Source organism: Pseudomonas sp. FFPRI_1, assembly GCF_055384485.1.
Genome location: NZ_AP029168.1, coordinates 4,007,129 through 4,028,794 on the forward strand (window position 1 = coordinate 4,007,129; position 21,666 = coordinate 4,028,794).

At 58.9% G+C, this 21,666-nt stretch carries 7 protein-coding genes; 6 read left to right on the forward strand and 1 reads right to left on the reverse strand.

All coding sequences use genetic code 11. The annotated features are described in order from the left end of the window. Positions 1 to 16: 16 nt before the first annotated feature. From ACZ5BO_RS17780 to ACZ5BO_RS17790, 3 genes are all read left to right on the forward strand, one after another. Entirely contained in the window at positions 17 to 12,076 is a 12,060-nt protein-coding gene (locus ACZ5BO_RS17780; RefSeq protein ID WP_464695923.1) for a C80 family cysteine peptidase, read from the forward strand. A gap of 72 nt (positions 12,077 to 12,148) precedes the next feature. Next, positions 12,149 to 13,570 (forward strand): TolC family outer membrane protein, encoded by a 1,422-nt coding sequence (locus tag ACZ5BO_RS17785; RefSeq protein WP_464695924.1) that lies wholly within the window; start codon positions 12,149 to 12,151, stop codon positions 13,568 to 13,570. 40 nt (positions 13,571 to 13,610) lie between these two features. Further along, positions 13,611 to 17,165 (forward strand): PAS domain-containing protein, encoded by a 3,555-nt coding sequence (locus ACZ5BO_RS17790; RefSeq protein ID WP_464695925.1) that lies wholly within the window; start codon positions 13,611 to 13,613, stop codon positions 17,163 to 17,165. A gap of 128 nt (positions 17,166 to 17,293) precedes the next feature. Here the strand turns inward: ACZ5BO_RS17790 and ACZ5BO_RS17795 are convergent, their stop codons facing one another. Beyond that, the gene (locus tag ACZ5BO_RS17795) at positions 17,294 to 18,214 is read right to left on the reverse strand and encodes a LysR family transcriptional regulator (protein ID WP_464695926.1); all 921 of its coding nucleotides are present in this window, start codon (positions 18,212 to 18,214) and stop codon (positions 17,294 to 17,296) included. A 134-nt stretch (positions 18,215 to 18,348) separates the two neighbouring features. On the opposite strand from ACZ5BO_RS17795, the gene ACZ5BO_RS17800 reads away from it, so the two are divergent. From ACZ5BO_RS17800 to ACZ5BO_RS17810, 3 genes are all read left to right on the forward strand, one after another. Continuing rightward, positions 18,349 to 19,551, forward strand: a complete 1,203-nt coding sequence (locus ACZ5BO_RS17800; protein WP_464695927.1) for an MFS transporter — start codon at positions 18,349 to 18,351, stop codon at positions 19,549 to 19,551. A 285-nt stretch (positions 19,552 to 19,836) separates the two neighbouring features. Beyond that, positions 19,837 to 20,934, forward strand: coding sequence for an alkene reductase (locus tag ACZ5BO_RS17805; RefSeq protein ID WP_464695928.1), 1,098 nt, complete (start codon positions 19,837 to 19,839; stop codon positions 20,932 to 20,934). A gap of 81 nt (positions 20,935 to 21,015) precedes the next feature. Further along, the gene (locus tag ACZ5BO_RS17810; protein ID WP_464695929.1) at positions 21,016 to 21,567 is read left to right on the forward strand and encodes a YbhB/YbcL family Raf kinase inhibitor-like protein; all 552 of its coding nucleotides are present in this window, start codon (positions 21,016 to 21,018) and stop codon (positions 21,565 to 21,567) included. Positions 21,568 to 21,666 lie beyond the last annotated feature (99 nt).

Below are 21,666 nucleotides of genomic sequence, written 5' to 3' on the forward strand. Positions count from 1 at the left end.
CATCAGGAGTAGCACGATGTCTACTGACTTCAACGCAATAATGGAAGGCATTATCCGTAACCAGTTGGCCACTCAAGGACGGTACAGTGAGTGGTTCAGCATGACACCTGAAGAACAGGCTCAGTACATCAGTACCGTCAACCAGCGCCTCACCGAGATGCAGCAGAGCACCTTGAGTGTGCTGGCGGCGCAGTACTACGAAATGGAATCCAACCCTGTTTCCATTGATGAGCACCTGCAGCTGCTCAAAGACAGTATGGTCGTGGCACAAGCTCGACCCGATACAGATGCGAACCGCGATTACAGGCGCCAGTTGCAGATCGATATTGATCTCTACACTCGGCAGCAGACCGCCATGCGCAGTTTTGAGACGGCATGGAGCGAAGCCCTGAGCATCGTGTCACCGTCCGCTCAGGTGAACCAGGATGTACAGGCGCTGGTAAACGACAAAGACGCCAAGCAAGGGATGATCAGCGCCAGGATCAAGCAGTTGCAGGGTGCGCTGGCAGCCCAGGTCAAAACCGACACCTTCACCGAGAGCTACGTGAGGTTGTTTTCAGAGCTACAGGCCTTCAAACACGTCGAGCGCAATTACCAAACATTGCTGGCGGCCAAACCAGGTAACGCGCAGAACGAAGCGCTCGATGCGATGAGCAAAGTTCCCCAAGCGTCGGACAATGCACCGGTCAACGCATCGTTGCTGCTGATGGAAGAGCGTCCAGGCTACATTCGTATGAATGTAGCCCTGGTCAACGCCAGTTATGGCGGTCAATACAAGGACATGTTCCTTGATGGTGACAGGCTGGTCTTGCCCAAGGAGGGCATGCTCAACTTCTCCTTTGGTACCACCGCGCGCTCGTTGGCCTGGCAGGAGCAGTACCGCGTAAAAAACGAACCGGGTACTTCGCCGACCTTCACGCCCATTCGCTCGGTGTTGATGAAAACCGAGTTTGTCGAGAAGTACTTTGGACATTACCTGGTGTCCGAAAGTAGTGCGCGCGATGGCTTTAACATTCAACCCCTTGATGACCAGACCGGCATCAAACTGACCAGTGTCGACAGGAAGATCCCCAACCAGATCGGTATTGCGGTCGGCGAAATCACACCGCCCAAGAAAAATACTGTCGAGGAAACACTTAAGATCAAACCGGCAGATCTTGAGCGGCGGATCAATGAATATGCGGATATCAAGTCGTTCCAGACCATTGCTATGGAAGGCTTCCGACACACCTATTACTCAAAGGCGCGTGATGGGGCGTTCGTCAACATCAGCGATTTGGAACAGTCCATCGGATTCGCCGACCGCCTGTACCTGTTGGAGAAACCTGAAGGCAGTGACTTCGTTGCCGCAACACCCTTCATGAGTGTTACCCGACAAAAAAACAATACCCTGACCAGCAAGTTGCTGAGCCAAGCAGAAACACGTGAACTTTACGAGTACAACCTCGCATTCTTCGAAAAGCTCGAGGCGCTTCAGGACGGTCGCCACGTGGACAGTCCATGGTTCAACGACGCACAACAGCGTCACCAATTCGAGGCCCAGTTGACTCGAACGCTCGAGCGCAACCATATGACTCCTGGTGGCGTTGTTTTACCGACTCTCGAGCATGGTAATGATCAACGTGATACCAAGGGCAACAGCCTGAATAAAGTATTGTGGGAAAAAGATTTCGCTAAGGTGGTATGGCAGAACGCGTCCACTGATCAGTTGTTGTTCGATCTCTCGCAAAAGCTGGCAACCCGTATCACTCCGGTAAAATTGGTCAAGCTGCGCAAAAATGGCTATTTGGACAGTGACCTGGCAGCGCTAAAGCAGCTGCTGCCTGATGTGTACCAAGTGTTGAAGTCGAAGGCGCATGCTGAAGAGCAAGCGTACGTCGATGCCGAGAACGCCAAGCGCAACCCACAGGATAAACGTCCACCCCTCAGTAAAAGTCTCTCTGCGATTGAAGATGCGACCTCCGACAAACTGATCACGTTGCTGCTCAGTGCCCCTCCGTATCACTCAATTACCGATAACATTTTGCGCTCGAACGCGGCTGCGCTCCTCGAGAGCAGCGCTGGTAAATCATTGCGCAAACAGGTCTTGTTTCATGTCTTGCGACCTGTGGCAGAAGACGCGGTTGTCAGCACCCCGGACACGACCTACGCGCACCCGGAGATGGAAGGAAATCCAGGCTTGGACGTGGCGATCAACAATCGTGTGGCGCAACCTGATCCTTACCTGATCCTGAACACCAGGTTTGAAAGCCTGGCCTATCAGGAGGGCAGTTACGTCATCCTGGATGACAAGTACCAAAGCTACTCTCAGTTTCTGCCGGATCCCAACAAGAACAGCACCCTGTACATGCGTGACCTGGACACGCCTTTTGTGGGAGGTATTTCGGGCACCACGAGAATGGTGACCAAGGCATTGTCGGGGAAAGACCTCTTCGGACGAGGGCTGACCCTGAAGGAGTATTGGCAGTTCCAGATGGCCAATGCGGCCTTCATGATTCGCAACGGCTACCATTCGTTCTTCGAGACACTCTACGTGGCAGCACGGTACGAGCCGGCTCTGGCCGGTGGCGTTGGGCGCAAGCTTCTGGATATGTTTGACCGTTATCGGGTGCTTGGTGCCGGGCAGGAATTGCAGGGCAGTGTCTATGAAGAGGTCATGGCGCTTGTACTGCCGGTTGTCAATCAGGGCCTGCCGCCAGCAGAGCAGCTCAACGCCCCATCATACGACCGCTTCGGCCCTCGCTTGCAACCGCTGCTTAGCGAAGCCCTGCCCTACAGGACACTGCGGGAAAAGATTCAGTTGGTAGGGGAGGTCTACGAACGGCTCACCCGTGAATTGCGCTTGGGCGACGAAGTGCTGACACCGGGCTTCAAACAGTTGAGCGCAACCGAACTTGCCGCTCTCGACCTGACGGAAGCCAAGCTTCATCTGAAATCCGAACTGGACAAACTACTTGAGGCTCAACGCCGGCAAGGGTTCGCCGGGCCACTCGGTTTCAATGATGCCCAACGTGATCGAATTACCGAGTTGGCCGTGGAAGGGATTTTGCGCCAGGACTTCGGTAAACGCTCGGAATTGATGTTGTACCTTGAGTCGCTGGGCTTTTCGTTTGCCGCCAAGGGCAATCCAAACCGTTTGCTGACCTTCTGGTCCGACGATTTCCAAGGTTACAAAAGCGTGCTTGACGGCGCGTTGACCGCAGGCATCGCCACTGATTACGACGTGGCTGCACTGGATTTCGTGCACCAACTGCGTAATACCCTCGTCAATCACGCCAAGGGCAAACCATTGGAGAGTGCGACGTTCCAGGGCTCGTTGACCGTTGCCGGTTTTCTCAGTTCTGTTTATGCCGCCAGTACCGCCGATCTTGGTGGGACAATCTATGTGATGTCCAAGGGCGGTTTGAAGATCAACAGTTTCTTCTGGAACGCTGAGTTGCCGATCCTGCGGGCCTTGCAGAAGGCGGGAGTGGTGGGCGAGCTGCGAATGCTCCACGAACCATTTACCAATTATGAGGGGAAACCGCTCAACGACATTGGATCGCCCCTGACCAGCGCCGATGTCAAAGTCCTGGCCAATCCTAAATACCTGTCACAGGCATTCGCCGACGAGATGAACGCGGCTGCGCACAAACGCTGGCTCGATAATGGGCCCAAGACAATTCTGATCAGCTTGCACCAGGAGGTGAAGCGTTACATCGATACTCACGGGGGCTCCGGTCGCAACGCGGCAATGATCGCAGTGCTCAAACAGACCACCGCCAAGCTGCTTGAACTCAATGCCATGGACGCCCTGTCGGCCGGAGAGCGAATCGCCGCTGCCAGAGGCGATCTGGTGATGCCAGGAGCGCTTTGGAGCACAGCTGAACTGGTCAAGCAGGCCAATGTGTTCGGCAAGCGCCAAGGGGAATCCTACGTCAGCATTCAGCATCTGCTGGACAGCTGGCATGCTTCGACAAAACGCGGGGCTTTCACCTTCGCCGGGGATCCCAACAAGCTGTACCTTGAATTGTCGTTCAAGGGTAATGTCATCGATCGCTATACGGATCAGTTGAAGCGCCTGTTGCCATTCGATCTTCTCCGTAGCACCTGGGACATCGAAGTCACCAACAAGAGCGCGGAGGGTCTGTTAATCCTCAAGAACCGCGCCAACGCGACTACGCAAGTGCGTTTCGACCCCGCCACCACCTTCGAGCAGAAACGCGTCCAACAGTACCAGCTGGCATCGTTGCAACGGTTGCTGCTGGACAATTTCAGCGCCGAGACATTACCGGCCACCCTGAATATTCAAGGCACAAAGATTTACAGTGGCACGAGTGTCCTTGCCACTTTGGCAAACGATGCCTTGACTACTGACGAGGCTGCGATCAGCGCGGTACGTCGGGTGGCCAGCGGTCCCTTGACGGATGCTCCACTGCACAACCAGCAAGTCGGCAACTGGTCCAATGTGATCGTGCAAGCGAACCCGGAAGGGAGTGACAGTCAGTATCGGGCCCAGATCATCATTCAGAGTGAAAACGATCCCGTGGTTGCCAAAGCCGCCGCGAATCTGGCCGGTAAACATCCGGAAAAAACTCTGGTGATACAGCTCGATGCTTCAGGGCAAATTCGCCTCGTGCATGGCGATCCAGGTATGTTCCAAAGCCTCGACGTCAATGACAAGGTGCGCTGGCAGGTGGTAGGGCACGGGCGTGGGCCGGCCCAGGCGCGTACCCTAGGTGGGCTCGATGCCGAGCAATGGGCAATGCACCTGGATCGTTTCCAACAAGCGTTGCACGAGCAATACGGTATCGGCTCGGTACCCGCACGTATCAGCCTGGTCGGTTGCTCACTTGAGGATGCCGAGCAACAGGTCGGCTTTGGTCGCCAACTTGTTGCTGCATTGCAGACCCCTGAGCTGGAAGTCTCTGTACGTAGCGCCAATGTCTCGGTGGACAGCGATGGACGCAAGCTGACCCTCGATGTTGCCGGCGAATGGATTCACAGTGATGGCACCAACAAGCGGGTGTTGAATTGGACGCGAGCACAAGGGGTGCTCGAACGGGACGAATACGTCGCTGGCAGCGTCCTGCTCGGCCGCGAGAATATCGATGTGGTGGCGTTGCTTGACGATCTCGGACAAGGACGGATCAGGCCAGAACAACTTGGCGCAGCGCAGGAGTACGCGCTGAGCAGGCTTTACCCAGGAGTCGATGAGCGCCTCGATCAGGCCAAGCTGCGTTCGCTCCTCGATAATCCAATGGAAGTCGCCCAATTGCAGGACGCGCTGGAGGGGTTGGCCAAGCGCTATCAAAGCAGCGCGGAGCTGGAAAGCCTTGGCGCGGAGCAAATGATTCGAACCATGCTCGAAGAGCAACAGCGCAAGGCTGCATCGCAAAGCGGTGTGGCCATCGAAGGTGACCGGCTATTGACGGCGATGCTCGATAACAGACTGGATGTCGATATCGACCGTGGTCGTGCAGTGAGTCACCTCGACCCTGAAAGCCATGTCGAGCGCCTGCGCGCGGGTAATCGCCAGCAATTGTTGGCCGCAGGTTCTGTCTTGTTCGATGGTCCGTCCAAGGGACCCTTTGGGCAGACGATTCCGCTCGTGCAGGGTTCGCTATCAGCCGTGCTGCTGCATGACATGGGGTTGCTGGTGGACGGCAAGCCGCTCACCGCCGGGCTGTTGGCAACCCAGGGGGGCAAGCTGCGCGCGAATCAACAACTGACATTCGATCCGGTACGTTTCAACTATGAAATGTCAAAGGTGCCGTTGCAGCCCGAACTGATCGAGCTGTCGCGCCTGGTCAGCGTTCTGGTGGAGCGCAGTCGCGGTAGCAATGTCGCCTTGTTCAGCACCGAGGACGTCCCGCAGGAGGCGCTCAGGTACATCAACTTGCTGAAGGACTATTCCGGCCCTCAGCTGGAGGTGGAAATCGCCAAGGCCGCACAGGCCGCATTGGGCACCCGCCTGGGTGAGCGCGCCCAGTGGCTGGCGCAGGCTGGCAGCCTCAGCGTGGATGAGCGGCGCAAGGTGCAGAACCTCTACGAACTGTCGCGAGACGTGGGTGGTTTCGACCTCGAGCGGTTCAAGCAACTGCAGACGCAGAACCCGGGCGTATCGGGGGATCAGATCCTGCAGTCAATGGCGCTGGATGCGGCGGAAAAGCGCGTTGCTCCAGGGCAGGACACCGAGAGGGTGCTGCAGGCCGCACGCTGGACAGAGCAGCAGGCCACCTCGTTCATGCTTGAACGGGGATTGCTGGGTAAAAGTGGTGCGTCGATCAATGTCAATCGTGCTGCCTTCGAGCGCTTTGTCGAAAGTGCAAGTGGTATGGACCGTGTGCGCCTGGCGTCCGCCATGCTCAAGATCGCACCTGATCAGCATCTGGCCGTCAAGCGTGCACTGGAGAGCTCTGCGGACGCGCGGGTCCGAGGTCTCGTCGACACAGTCGATGCCCAGCGCACCAGCAAACCGAGCAAGGCGGTGGAAGCGGCTGACCGCTTCGGCAGCGCGCTGGATGTGTTCGAAACCCTCAACTCTGTGCGCGACCTGATCGGCAACTGGCAGCACATGAGCTCTACGGACAAAGGGCTCAACCTGACCGGGCTGATCGGTGGTGTGGCCATGTCGCCATTGAGCGCCGCAATCGCCAAGGCGGTGTCGGCGGCGGGCAAGGCCTTGGGGGCGGTAAGTTCGTTCTCCAAGGCGGCTACCGTGATCAGGGGTGGCGTGCTGGATGCCGCGCTGGCTCCAGTGACGTTTGCCAGCATCGGCCTGCAATGGCAGTCGTTCTGGTCGGGCAACGGTGACATGGGCAGCTACGAATACAAGAGCCTGGTGGCCAACACGGTGATCACCACCGTGACGACAGCTGTCAGCCTGGCACTGACTGGCGTGTCCATCGCCGCCTCGCTGAGCAGCGCGGTGGCCGCTTCGGTGCTGGGCACACTGGCGGCGTCGGCGGGGCCGATAGGGGTGGCGATTGCGGCTGCCGGCTTCATCATCAATGGCGTGGTGCAGGGGGCCATGCAGCTCGCCGAATTCGGTGACTATTTCGCCAGCACCGCCGACCAGGTCGCTCAGTTCTTCGCAGCCTGGGTGGGTGTTGAAACCGACGCGCTCAAGCGCGCAAGAATTGAGAAGGCAGCTGTCGGCGCCGCGAATGAGCTGCGCAACACACTTAACAGCGATTGGGAGAAAACCAAACTCTACCTCTCCGATCTGTTCGCCAAGGACAAATATGGCTACCTGAACTTCCGAGATCGGGATAACAAAGTCGCCCACGGTACATTGAAGTCAGGCGAGGATTTCTACTACGCCTTGCAGCACCAGGTGGCCTACGGTGGGGTGAATCGGGTCGCCACACAGATGTCCAACGACGGTGGTCAAGTCTGGATGGAACTGGGCAACCAGCATCCTGACTTCCAGGCGGTGGGCAGCCAGGACAAGCGCAACCTCTTCAATCTTGCCGGTCTGGCACTGGATAAGGCGACGGGTGGACGTCTGTCTGATGCATTCAACCTGGATGCGGGCACGCGCATTCGCCAGATCGATGCTGGGAGCCTGGATGCACAGCAACTGCAACAGGGGCTGAACGAGAACGACAGCCTGATGTTCGATGCCCAAGGAATGAATGTCGCTCTGGCGAGCGATACCGATGGGTCGATGACATTGAGTTACCGCGGTTCACGAGTGCTGCGTGGCGGGCTGACCAACCGCTCAGGGTCTTCTCGCCCGGCAGTGACACAGGCGGTCGATCGCCAGGTGCGTGTGGAGGGTGTCGAGAGCTATGTTCTGCATGGCGCGAACAAAGCCGACGTGAGAGGGTCCACGCGTCAGGAGTTCTTCGACGTGGCGGGGACGCAGGTGACGATCCAAGGCGGAGCCGGTGAGGGTAATGTCTACTCCGTCAACAAGGACAACCGCATCACCAGCACGAGTAACGATACTGCTCTGTGGAGCGCGGTCAACGCGACAATCAGCCTGCAGGGCGCCCGCAATGCACAAGGTGAGTTGCAAGCGTCGCAGACACTGCAGGTCAGCCTGTCGTCACGTTACAGCCAAATCAGCTTGCGGCGCAATGGCCAGACCATCGAGCTCAATGATGGCAAGGGTGTTCTCACTATCCTGGGGCTGTACAACGCGGATGGCTCGGTGGACAACGGCAAGGTTTTGCAACTGTTGGATGCCAACAAGTACAGCTTCTCGCTGCCAGGGCTGGGCCTGATCGACGACCAGTGGCGTTCCCTGGAAACCATGGCCAAGACCTTTGTATTCGGAGCCGATCCACAACGCGCTATCCAGCGGCTGAGCAACGACCATGCGGTCAATACTTATGCGCTGAAAGCCGGGGCGGGGAATTTCCGCGCGGCGTTGCATACCAACCAGCTGATGCAGTTCATGCTTGAGGCGCCTTTGACGTCTCTCAGCTTCAGCATCAGCGACGGCACGCTGACGCTTCGCTCCAACGACAAAGAAAAACCGTTGCAACTCAGTATCGAGAATTATCAAGACGCCAAAGAGCGACAGTTACTTAAACTCTGGCTGCAAGATAATAATGACAGTGGCAAATCCCGGCTTGTAGAAATCGCGCTGCCGGCGATTCAGGAAGGGTTTGATCAACCGCTGACTGCAGTGGACAGTCACCAGGCTGACGCAGAAATAGACAAGGCTATGGCCAGTTTGGTCAAGACGCACAAAGTGTCATCCCTCACGCGTTTGAACTTGCTCACCAGCACTGAGATTTATGAAGTTGACGCTTTGGCGAACCCTCAGGTTTCCCTCGTGATGCCTCCCAGTTGGCTGTTGAAGGGCCGACCTGAAATTCAACTCAAGCAGGTCCGGGTGGGTGACGATCTGGTGCTGTATTACGCCAATCGGCTGAGCGCCAACGGTTTGATGCAGACGCCGCACTTACGGGTCCGCCAATATTTCACCCTGCCTGCCGATGCTGCGCCAAGAATCCGCTACGACCTGAAAACGTTTGATCTGAAGGTAGCGATCGACCAACACATTGGCGATGAGCGCGATGAAACACTTGATGCGGTACAGGCGAGCAACCTGGCGGGGGGGAATGGAAGCGACCGTTATCGGATCGATGTAGCGTCGACCACCTTGGTGACGTTGGACAACATGTCTGGGGACAGCAAACTCGACACCCTCGAGCTTCAGGGGAATATCAGCCTTGATCGATTGGGTTTGAGCGTGGTTGGCGACGATCTTCAGTTGCTGGTCTTTGATACAGCCGCTGCGGCGCATCGGCGAGTAGCGGGTGGGTACGGGACGCCGAGCAAGACGATTGTGTTGAAAAACTACGTCGCCGACAGCCGAGGTCGCCATCTGCAGCTGGAGCTGCAGGGCCAGCGGTACAGCCTGCCAGAGGTGGATGCACAGAGTGGCTACTTCATTCACATGCCGCAAACTGCCAATGCGGTATTGGGCATTGGCATCCATGGCCTGCGGGTTTCCCCGTTCGCGCCGGCCAACAGCCTGGTGGTCGCGCTGGAGAGGCCCTTGGGTGATTATCTGTCTGCAGTGGGAGGCCAGGGTTATGATCTGACGCTTGTCAAAGATGGGCAGAGCCTGGTGTTGCGTGATTACTACCGCAATCCACAGAGCGTGAAATTCAGTTGGTTTGACGCTTCGCAAAACCGTATGCAAATGCATGCAAATGTCGTGTTCCCGCCGAACTACCGAAGCGCCGAACTGGCTTTGCTCCAGGAATTGAATGTTCCTGTGGCCGATCGGATGGCATTTATCAACAACGCTGTTACTTCACGCGAAGATATTCAGGCACTCGTGAAACTCGACGTTAGCGCCCGTGCCGAATCCTTCACGACGTTGCCCGGCACGCAGGACTTCAGTGTCTATGTGCGGGTCATACCCGATCCACGCGACGAGCAAATGTTGTTTGGTACCGGTGGTTTTTCAAACGAAGGATTCCAAGTGGTGATTGATAGCGAACGCCGCCTTGGTTTCAGTAGTTTTTCGAGAAGTACCATAAGCTCGAGCCCCGTTATTGAGCGGATTGATTTCGGTGGGTTCCACGCGCCAGCGATAAACTCCACGCAACTGGACTTGTCCTCGGGTGAACTGGTGCTTCGATTCAGGGAGAATCGTTACATTGACGTGTATGCGCCGAACAACGGCATTCCATTTCTGCTCAGGAAGTACGATTTGGGTGAAGGTGGTTCGTCAAGAGACTCGGCAGGTTTCGCACGACCAACGCTCAGTGCGACGCGCGGCTTGAGCAACTTCGTGAGAAGCAACTTGTCACAAACGCCCAAGGTGCTCAACGGTGTCGCTACCGATGCGCAGATTCGTGCCATTTTCAATAGCGATGGCGACAATTGGGGAGTGATGTCAGAACACGCTAAAAAGTATTTGCGAGTCAAAGGGGTGTCGGAGACCATCGTTGGCGAGTTAGGCATGTGGAACGTTCTGACCCGCGCAAACCTGGAGAAGGTTGTTGGCCTTCACCAGCGGGGTCAAGGGCAACTGTCGGCATCCTTCATTGTCGACTATGTACTGTCCGGTCGTAATTGGATCCTTAACCAGACGCACGCCGAGTACGCCGTAAACCTTGAGAAGTTGCATGTTGATGGGACTTTCATCGCCCGGGCGTTCAACTACGGTCTTTCGCTGGATGACGCAGCCGTCTACCTCAAAACCCAGCCAGCAGGTTGGCCGGGCAGGGACATGCTGTTGAACTTTGCCTTGGCCTTGCGCGGCGACGATAGCAATTATCTGGATAACGAGCTTCAAGTAATTCGTAATAGCAACGGCATAGGATCCGACAACCGTGCCAAGTTCTACTTCCGTCCCGATGATGTTGAAGATGCCCAGGTACTGCAAGCTGCACTGATGCATAAAGGCTATTTGCCGCTACGTGCCAAGCAACTGGCCCAACACATGGTCGCGATCCACTCGCTCGATTACCGTCGTGTCGATAGCCTGCTCAAGGCGGGGATTGCCGATGATGTCCTGCTGGGACGGCTGGTGGCGGCCGGTATCGATGGTGATGATCTGATCGCTGGCAACAGCGAGCATCAACTCTATGAAACCGGTAACCGTGGCGAACGCATCAAGGTGAGCAGCAGTGGCAACCTGTCGCAGTTCTCCTCGCGCAGTTCGTCTCAGTTCTACTCCAGGCAGTACCTGCGTGTGGACGGTGATGGCAACGTCTATCAACTGGGCGATCAACCCTATGACCTGGCCAGTTTCAATCAACAGCAACGCAGCATTGGCCTGCCTGTCTATGCAACGGTTGAGCAGGCGTTGGCATCCGTTCACGGTTCGCGGTTGCGCGACAACTTCCGGTATACCTTCCAGCCTGGCCAGGTGCTGGGCGCCAACGGCAACACCTTGACTTACCAGCAGATCGGCAGCGGCGAGCGGGATGGCGCATTGGCGCTGTGGGAGCAGGGCGCCATTGAACGCGCCGATGGTGAGGTACCTGCTGAGCAAAGTTGGTTCGGCCGAAGCGCGCCAGGCAACCTGGTCGACGGCTTTGACCAGGCTGGCGAAGCATTCGCCTGGCGAGCGGCCAGCAACATGGGCTTCGGTGATCAGGCCAGCAAGGTGGCGGATGTGCAATTCGTGTCCGGCGCGCGTACGCCAGACATGGAAGCCAAGGCCAGTTATCTGCGCTTCGACTTGAAGCACAAGGTGGTAATGACCGCGCTCACCCTGCATACACAGAACAGCGTGGCCCAGGATGGCCAGGCGGATACCACCCGCAGCGGTACCTACCGTGTTGAAGCCTTGCGCTCAGGCAACGACTGGATCGAAGTATCTGGCGACTTGAATTGGAGCGGCCAGCAGGATGTCATGCGGGTGGCGATCAACACTCAGGGTGTGCCGTACCAGCACTACCGGCTGCGCGGCATCTCGGGGAGTTATGACCGTGATCGCTGGATCAAGGAAGTCACCTTCGACACCGCCGCTGTTGCGGTGGTGCCGGACAGCGCGGGGCAACTGGCGAAGCTGAGCGGGGCCATGGCCACGTTCCCGGACGCGGGGGTAGCCAGTAGCACTGGCACGCCGGCACGCCAGGCCGAGCGACCACTGTTGACCTCGCCGTTGGCTTGACGCCGTTACGGTCGGCTGGCGGGGCAGTGCCCCGCCAGCCGCTTCCTGTTTTTCCTGCGGAATTCCATACCCATGCGTACGCCAATCAATCCGATTCGGCGGGCCACTGCTGGCCTGCTGTTTGCCATCGCAATACCCACGACACCCGCCAGCGCTGCCAGCAGCGATCTCTGGCAGGTTTATTTCGATGCTGCCCAGAACAACAGCGAACTGGCCGCGGCCCGCTCCGACCAGGCTGCTCGCGCCGAAGCAGTGCCGCAGGCGCGCGCCGGCCTGCTGCCAACCCTGACCGCCGGTGCCGAGCTGAACAACAACAGCACGCACCTGAACCAACCTGCGCAAGACACCCGCCGCAGTGGCACCAGCTACCAGCTCACGCTCAATCAACCGGTGTTCCGCGCCGATCGCTGGTTCAGCCTCAAGGCCGCCCATGCCCAGAGCGACCAGGCACTGCTGGAGCTTTCCGCCACCGAACAGAAGCTGATACTCGACAGCGCCGAGGCCTATTTCGGTCTGCTCAAGGCTCAGGACGGCTTGGCCGCCAGCAAGGCTGAGGAGTCTGCGTTCCTGCGGCAGCTGGAGCGTGCCGGCAAGGGCTTGCAGCTTGGCCTGTCCGACCGTACCGATGTGCTGCAGGCGCAGGCGGGTCACGATAGCGCCCGGGCGACCCGCATCGTTGCGCAAAAGCGCCTGGAGGATGCCTTCGAAGCCCTCGACAGGCTGACTCACCAACGCTACACCGCGATCCAGGGCTTGCGCCACGACATGCCGCTGTCTCTGCCAAGCCCGAATGATGCCCGGACCTGGGTCGACTCGGCGATGCGCCAGAACCTGTCGCTGCAGGCCAGCCAGCAGGCGCGGGACGTTGCCCAGCACACGCTGAGCGCACGCAAGGCCGGGCACCTGCCAACCCTGGACGCCGTCCTGCGTTACCAGACCGGCGACAACGACAACCTCGGTTATGCCAACAGCGACCTGCGCGGCGGCGGTTACGGCAGTGGTGTCGAGCAACGATCGATCAATCTGCAACTGAACATTCCGTTGTTCAGTGGCGGGCAGACGCGCTCGCAAGTGCGTGAAGCCAGCGAGCGCCTCAACCAACGCGAGTTTCTCAACGATCACCTGCAACGCCAGGTGGTGGAACAGACCCGCAACCTCCATCGCAGCCTCAACAGTGGCGTCGAACAGGTCCAGGCACGCCGCCAGTCGATCATCTCCAACCAGGGCGCGGTGCTGGCCTCGCAGATGGGCCTGCAGGTCGGTACCCGCAACATCGTCGATGTGCTGGAGGCCCAGCGTCAGCTATACAACGCGGTACGTGAGTACAACGACAGCCGCTACGACTACATCCTCGACACGCTGCGCCTCAAACAGTCCGTAGGCACCCTGGCCCCGGAAGATCTGAAGGCCCTTTGCGAATATCTCAAAGCCGATTACGATCCGGATCGGGACTTCCTGCCACCAGAGTTCCCTCACCGTTTGGCGCGCCGCTGAGCCGGCGCGCAGGATGAGCGGTGTCGGGAGAGCGCATGCAATGATCGTGAACTATTTCGACCGTCACCGGTGGATCTGCCTGGCGTGGTGCCTGATCGTCGCCATCGTGGTTGGCATCGGCATCGGTGGTTATTACCGTGATCGAGTCGAAGGCCGCTTCCTCGCCGAGGTCCTGCAACAGAACCAGGAGCGGGCGATCGATCTTGGTGACTGGAATGTCGACGGTTTCACGATTGGCGCGCTGTCGGTGCTGGGACGGCACAACGCTGCGCTGAAGGCGGTGATCGATCAGCCCGTGGCGCAGTCGCGCCAGGCGGCTGCCATGCCATTGAAGACCCTGGCCATGGTGGTCGGTGCCGACCATGCGTTCGTTGCCAACCGCGAAGGGGTGATCGTTGCCGCCTACGACAGCCTGCAGCGATCAGTGGTGGGACTCGACGTCGGATTCAGGCCCTACTTCAAAACGGCGTTGCAGGGTGGTCACAGCGTCTATGGCGCCATCAGCAGCACCACCGGCCAGCGCATGTTCTACATGGCCGCGCCTGTCTATGAGTCGCAGAACAAACATGACCGGATCATCGGCGTGCTGGTGGCGCGGTTCGATGCCCGCACGCTGGAGTCCGGCTTCAGCAAGCCACGCAGCAACGACCTGGTGTTGGTGCTGTCGCCCGACGGCATCGTACTGGCCTCCAATGCGCCACAGTTCGTGCTCAAGGCCGATCGTCCCTGGACACCGGCCGCGTTCTCCGGTGATATCCGCCGTCAGTTCAGCGATCACGCATTTCCTGGCGGGGTACCTGAGCCCTTGCCATTCGACATGGGGCGCCCGGTAGTGGAGATCGATGGTCAGCGCTATGCCGTGGCTCGGAACAGTTTCGACTGGAGCGATCCGGGTGGTCGTTGGTCCGTGGTGACCCTGAGCAGCTTCAAGCAAGCGCTGGGCGATGGCCCGGTGCTGCTGGTTTCGGGCGCCAGTGCGGGTTTTCTGATGCTGTTGATGTGGGCAGGCTTGCGGCGTATGTCCGACGCACGCCAGCACCAGCGCGATGTGCATCGGATCGAGCAGAGCGAGCAGCGCCTGGATCTGGCGTTGCAAAGTGGCACACTGGGCTTGTGGGATTGGCACGTGAGCCTGGGCATTATCGTCAACAATGACGTCTGGCTGCGTATTCTCGGTTACCGCAAAGGTGAACTGGAGCGGACCTTCGGCAATGGCCTTGAACGCTGGGCCCGCCTGGTGCATCCGGATGACCGCCCACAGGTATTGGCCAAGCTGTACGTCCATGTCGACAAGCACACCGACGAGTATCGCGCCGAATACCGCATGCTCAGCAAGCGTGGCCAGTGGCTGTGGGTTCTGGACATCGGCAAGGTCATGGAACGTGACATGCACGGGCGGGCCACGCGTATTACCGGCGTGCTGCAGGACATCAGCGCGATGGTCGAAGTACAGCGGGCAATCATCGATAGCCAGACCAAGCTCAGTTCAATGATCGGCAACATCCCTGGTGCAGTGTTCCGCAGTCGACCGAACCGGGAACGCACGATGCTGTTCGTCAGTGACGCGATTGAGGCGATCTGTGGCGTTTCGGCTCAAGCCTTCATCGCTGGGCGGCCATTGCGCGATTTTGTCCACCCGGATGACCGGGTGGTGTTTGATCGGAGCCTGGAAGGTCCGGATTACGTCCTTGAGTACCGCATCATCGCCACTGACGGTACGGTCCGCTGGCTGTATGACAAGGGGCAGATCATCAGTCACGGTGGGCTCCCCCAGTACCTGGATGGGGTGATCTTCGATATCAGCGACCGCAAGGCATCCGAGGCCTTGCTGCAGCACTCCCGGCAGCAGGCCGAGCAGGCTATCCAGGCTAAGTCGGTGTTCCTCGACAGTATTTCCCATGAGATCCGCACACCACTCAATGCGCTCATTGGCATGGCTCATCTGGTACTCGACATGCCATTGGAAATCACCCAGCGCGGTTACATCGAGAAGATGGACCGGGCGGCCAAGCACCTGGTCAATACGGTCAACGGCATGCTCGATCTATCCAGAATCGAGTCCGGGCAACTCGCGCTGGAACAGGTGAGCTTCAATCTCTGCGACCTGCTTGACGAAGTGCTGGGGCTGATGAGCTCGCGTCTGCAGCACAAGACGATTGATTTGCGTACGGCCGTTCCGCAAACGCTCAAGGGGACCTACCTCGGTGACCCTCATCGCTTGCAGCAGGTCCTGATCAACCTTGCAGACAACGCGATCAAGTTCACCGAGTCGGGGAGTGTGACTATCGAGGTCGTTCTCCTGAAGCAATGGCAGGAGAACATAGAGCTTGAATTCAACGTTCGCGATACCGGGGTGGGCATGACACCACAGCAATGTGCCCGTCTGTTTGATAGCTTCGTCCAGGCCGATGCGTCCATCAGTCGGCGCTACGGCGGAACGGGGCTGGGCTTGGCCATCAGCAAACGTATCGTGCAAATGATGGGTGGCAGCATCGAGGTGCAAAGCATTGAAGGGCAGGGCAGCGCCTTCCGCTTCAGCGTATGTTTGCGCATCCCGGAGGCTTCACGGAACGAGCCAGCGCATGGCGCGGGAGAGGAACAGGCAGAGCCGTCGCTGGCAGGAACACGGGTACTGGTAGTGGAGGACAACGCGCTTAACCAGGAAGTCTTTACCGACCTGTTGCAGCGTGCCGGCGTTCAGGTGGTCATTGCTGGCAACGGTGAGGAGGCGCTGGCAGTTCTGGCTCAAGGTACGGCGTTCGATGCCGTGCTCATGGACTGCCAGATGCCCATCATGGATGGCTACCAGGCCACCGTCCGAATTCGCCAGGAGTTGGGCCTTCACAACCTGCCGGTCATCGCGGTGACCGCCAATCTGCCAAGCGAAGTCGAGGCAAGAATCCTCTCCGCGGGCATGAACGACTGCGTCGCCAAACCCTTGGATGTCGAGCTGTTCTACCGAACCCTGTGGCGCTGGATAGGCCATGGCACGGTGAGGGCTGACCAGCAGGCGAGTGCTGTTCGTTCATCGGCGGCACTGGCAGGCATCAATCTGGCCTATGGACTGGCGGTGGCCGGCCAGGACCATGACTTGCACCAACGCCTGTTGCGCATGTTCCTGCGCGACAACCAGACGCTGTTGTCACTGCTCTGGGCAGCCCATGAGAATAACGACAGAGCAACCCTGAGGGCATTGGCCCACGGTCTGCTAGGCAGTGCCGGGCATATTGGTGCCACGCTCGTGCAGGCCGCCGCCGCCAGGCTGGAGCAGGCTGCCGCGTGTGATGAGGACACCTCGCCGTTAATGGCGGTGCTGACGGATTGCCTGCAATCGTTGCTGGCATACCTGGCGTCATTGCCGCTGCAAGGAACAGGCGTTGCGACCGAAAGCGAAGCAGATGTGCCGGCTAACTGGCCATCCCAGGTCGAGCGATTGGCGGGCCTGCTATTGGACAACAACGCCCAGGCGCTGGATCTGGCCGAAGCACTGTGCCAGCGCGATACAAGCGGGCAATTACTGGAAGTTCGTGAAGCGATTTTCCACCTGGAGTTTGCCCATGCACATCAATTGCTCACGACTCATTGGCGATCCTAGCGTGATGTTTTACACCCGGTGATCTTGGGGGCAATCCCGTGGCCTCGTGAGGCGCCTGACACGGCGCAGGAACGGTCAGTCAATTGGACAACCGTCCCCCTTAAACCTCGGCCCCAGGCAAGCAAACATCACCGGTCAATTGACGCCGTGCAATCCAAGTCTTTGGTGCGGGAGCTGATAAAGTCGCGCAGGTGACGCATCAGAGGAGTCAGTTGACGCCGGCTGGGCAGCACCATGAACAGTGGCGCCGCCTCGGTGCTCCAATCGGTACACAATGCCCGAAGCCGCCCCTGGGCCAAGTCCTCAGCCACGTCTAAACGTGCTTTGTAGGCGATGCCCTTACCGAGCAGCGCCCAAAGGCGAACGGCATCACCATCGTTGGATACATTCACGCTTCTGACGCGCACAGTGATATCCGGGTCATTCCTGTAAGAAAAGCGCCACCTGTCACGCACGTTTTCACCGAGCATAAAGCACAGGCAGTTGTGCTCGGCCAGTTCATGCGGGGTCATCGGTTCACCATGCTTGGCCAGATAAGCGGGTGACGCACAAAGAACCCGGCTATGGGTGGGCATCAGCGGTAGCGCCACTAGAGCGGAGTCCGGTGGTTTGCCATAGCGAAATGCCGCGTCCACCGGCTCACTGTAGACATTGGCCATGCGATCGGACAATTGCAGGCGGATATCGACCTGGGGATGCTGATCCTGAAACTCGTTGAGCCAAGGCAGTAATAGATTGCGTCCAAAATCTGACGGCGCAGCCAGTTTCAGTACGCCGCGCAGCGCCTGATCGCCCACACTCACTTGCTGGGCCGCCTGCTGCAGTGCCTGCAAGGCCGGACGGCACTCCTCCAGGAAGCGCTCGCCCTGTTCAGTGAGGCGCAGACTGCGAGTGGAGCGCACGAAGAGTTGCACCCCCAGTTCTGCCTCCAGTCGTTTGAGCGCGGCACTGGCGGCTGCGGGTGTCAGATCCAGTGCCCGGGCAGTAGCAGACAGGCTTCCGGTGTCTACAGTGCGAACAAAGATATCTAGATCCTGTAGGGCTTTCATGGGTATGCGGAGTGCTCTGAAGGGCCAGATATTCAAATATTATTTGAATATCTATTCTGGCTAAAGCCAGTTTTTCAAATGATTCCGTTGCTGGATGATGATTTTCATCGACTCCATCAAGCGGATTACCCACCATGCCTAACCTTGCAGACCGTTCCTCTTCTCCCATGCCTCTGGCCGTGTGGGTTCTGACCCTTTCGGCATTCGCCATCGGCACCGCCGAATTCGTGATTGCCGGCATCTTGCTCCAGGTCGCCAAATCGCTGGGTGTCAGCGACGGGGCGGCCGGCAATCTGATCACTGCCTATGCCCTGGCCATCGTGATTGGTGGTCCGATCTTGACCATCTATCTGGCCCGCTTTGATCGCAAGCGGGTACTGATCGGCCTGATGGTGCTGTTCACCATTGGCAACCTCGTGTCCGCCTTGACCAACGATTACAACGTACTGCTGGTGAGTCGGGTCATCACTGGCCTGGCGCAAGGTCCGTTTTATGGGATCGGCGCTGTCGTCGCGACACGCATGGTGCCTGAGGGGATGGCGGGGCGCGCCGTGGGGCAGATGTTTGCTGGCCTGACGCTGGCCAACGTGCTTGGCGTGCCTGCCGGGGCCTGGATCGGCAATGCCTATGGCTGGTCTGCCACCTTCTGGGCTGTCGCCCTGTTGGGCGTCGGCGCGATAGCGGCCATCGCCGCGTTGGTACCACACATCGTCACCGAGAAGGTCGAATCAATCGCCAGCCAACTGGGGGCTTTTCGCAACGCTCAGCTGTGGTTGAGCCTGGCCATCACGGTGTTCGGCTGGACCGGCTTCATGACCTTCTACGGATACATTTCGCCGGTGGCGCAATATGCCGTAGGTCTTTCGGTTCCGGGCGTGACGGGGTTGCTGGTGGCGGTGGGAGCGGGGCTGGTTGTGGGCAACGCAATCGGTGGTCGCGCCGCCGATGCGAATCTGCACAGGGCGCTGTTTGGTGGTGTTCTGGCGATGGTTATCGCGCTGATGGTCGTGGGGCTCTCCACTGCCCATATCTGGACCTTTGTCGGCGCATCCGTGCTGTTTGGCATCGCCGCATTCGCCAATGTGCCGCCGATGCAGATGCGCGTCATGCGCCATGCCGGAAGCGCCCAGGAACTGGCTGCCACGGCCAACATCTCGGCCTTCAATATTGCCAATGCCCTGGGCGGGATCATCGGCGGCTACGCAGTGGACCATGCAGACATCGGCGCTCCAATGGTGCCTTACCTTGCCGCCATCGTGCCCTTGATGGGCTTGGCTCTGATTGTGCTGGCCGAGCGCGGTGCGCCGGGTGCTGCGGTCAAGGCGCCCGCTGCTTGACGCCGCATATGCAAATTTTTGCTGAATATACCTTCAAGTGTTCGACGGTTTTTCAAACCGTTCGATGAGGTGAATATTCATCCGCCGCTTCTGGAGACTGCTCATCAGTAGCGTTGCACCTGCCCCGAAGGGGCCGATCCACAGAACTGCGTATGACTTCAGCGACTTGCTGGTCGGGCCCAGTGCGCCGGATGAGCGGGCCTACGGTGCCGCTCAAACCTCATCCGATCGCTCAGATTCCTAACCCTGCAATCAGTTCACTGCCTTTGTTCAAGGAGTTTCATGATGTCCACTTCTGCACTGTTTCAACCCCTGCAACTAGGCCCAATGCAGCTTCCCAGCCGCCTGGTCATGGCACCGATGACTCGCAGCCGCACCAGCCAACCCGGTAACGTCCCCAACGAGCTGATGGCCCAGTATTACGCCCAGCGTGCTAGCGCGAGCCTGATCATCAGCGAAGCCACGCAAATTTCCCCCCAGGGCCAGGGCTACAGCTTTACACCGGGCATTTACAGCAATGCCCAGGTGGACGGTTGGCGCCTGGTCACCGATGCGGTGCATGCCGCCGGTGGCCGCATCGTGCTGCAACTCTGGCATGTGGGGCGCATGTCACACGCCAGCTTCCAGGTCGATGGTCGGCCGGTGGCACCATCGGCACTGTCGCCTGAAGCGCAGGTCTGGGTGGTGGGTGATGACGGCGTCGGGCGCATGGTCGACTGCCCGATGCCACGCGAGATGACCACTGAAGACATTCGTGCGGTCATTGAGGACTTCCGTCGTGCTGCCGCCAACGCCATGCGTGCCGGCTTCGACGGCGTTGAGATCCACGCTGGCAACGGCTACCTGCTCGACCAGTTCCTGCGCACCACATCCAACCACCGCAGCGACGAATACGGTGGCAGCATGGCTAAACGCTGCCGCTTCGTTGAAGAAGTGGTCGCCGCCGTCGCTAGCGAGGTAGGAGTGGACTGCACGGGCATCCGGCTGGCCCCCTTCATCACCCAGCGCAACATGAACTGTCCGCAAATCATTCCCACGATCCTGCACCTGGCGAAGAAGCTTGACGATATCGGCCTGGCCTACATTCATCTGTCCGATGCGGACTGGGACGATGCCCCGCAGATTCCAGAAGCCTTCCGCCATGAGTTGCGCCAGGTTTATCAGGGCACAGTGATTGTTGCCGGTAAATACGATGTGGCGCGCGCAGAACACATCCTCAATCAGGGGCTGGCTGACCTGGTGGCCTTTGGTCGTCCCTTCGTGGCCAACCCCGATCTGCCCGCGCGTTATGCGCAACAGTTGCCGCTGGCCGAACTCGACCCGCAACTACTGTTTGGTGGCGATGCCCGCGGGTACACCGATTACACGGCTTACAACGCCTGACTCTCAGACCCATCCATCAGCCGGTCAATGAAAGGGCTTCAAGCCCTTTCAGTCAGGCAGCAACGCTTGAGGAGCACCGCCATGAAGCATCGTTTTGATCGTAAGGTTGCCCCCATCATCGCCGCCATGAGCGCAACATTGGCGCTCGCTGTGCAGGCCGCGGACTTCACTCTGAGCAGCCCCGAATTCAAGGCCGATAGTGCGCTCACCGCCGCACAGTACGGCAATGCCTTCGGCTGCACCGGGGCAGGCATTTCCCCTGCCTTGGCTTGGGCAAATGCGCCGGCAGGCACCAGGAGCTTTGCAGTCACTTACTACGACAAGGACGCGCCTACAGGCAGCGGTTTCTGGCATTGGGTGGTCTACGATATTCCCGCCGCAACCTCTCGGATCGAGGCAGGCAAGATTCCCCCGGGGGCCGTAGAACACAATACCGATGTGGGTAAGCCAGGCTACGTGGGGGCCTGCCCGCCACCTGGTCGCGAGCACAACTACGTTTACACCGTACACGCACTCAACAGCGACAAGCTCGACATTCCTCCTGATGCAACGGCGGCCTATGCCCGCTTTGTGATCTACGCCAACACCCTGGCGAAGGCCACCTTGCCGGTAACCGCAGGACCCCGCCCATAGTAGAAAGCCCTGCACGAAAGCGGACGGCAGTTGCAAAAGCCTGCCGTGCGCTAGCGAACCCGGGCTGAAGCGCTTGTGCTGAAGCGGGACGATCCCGTG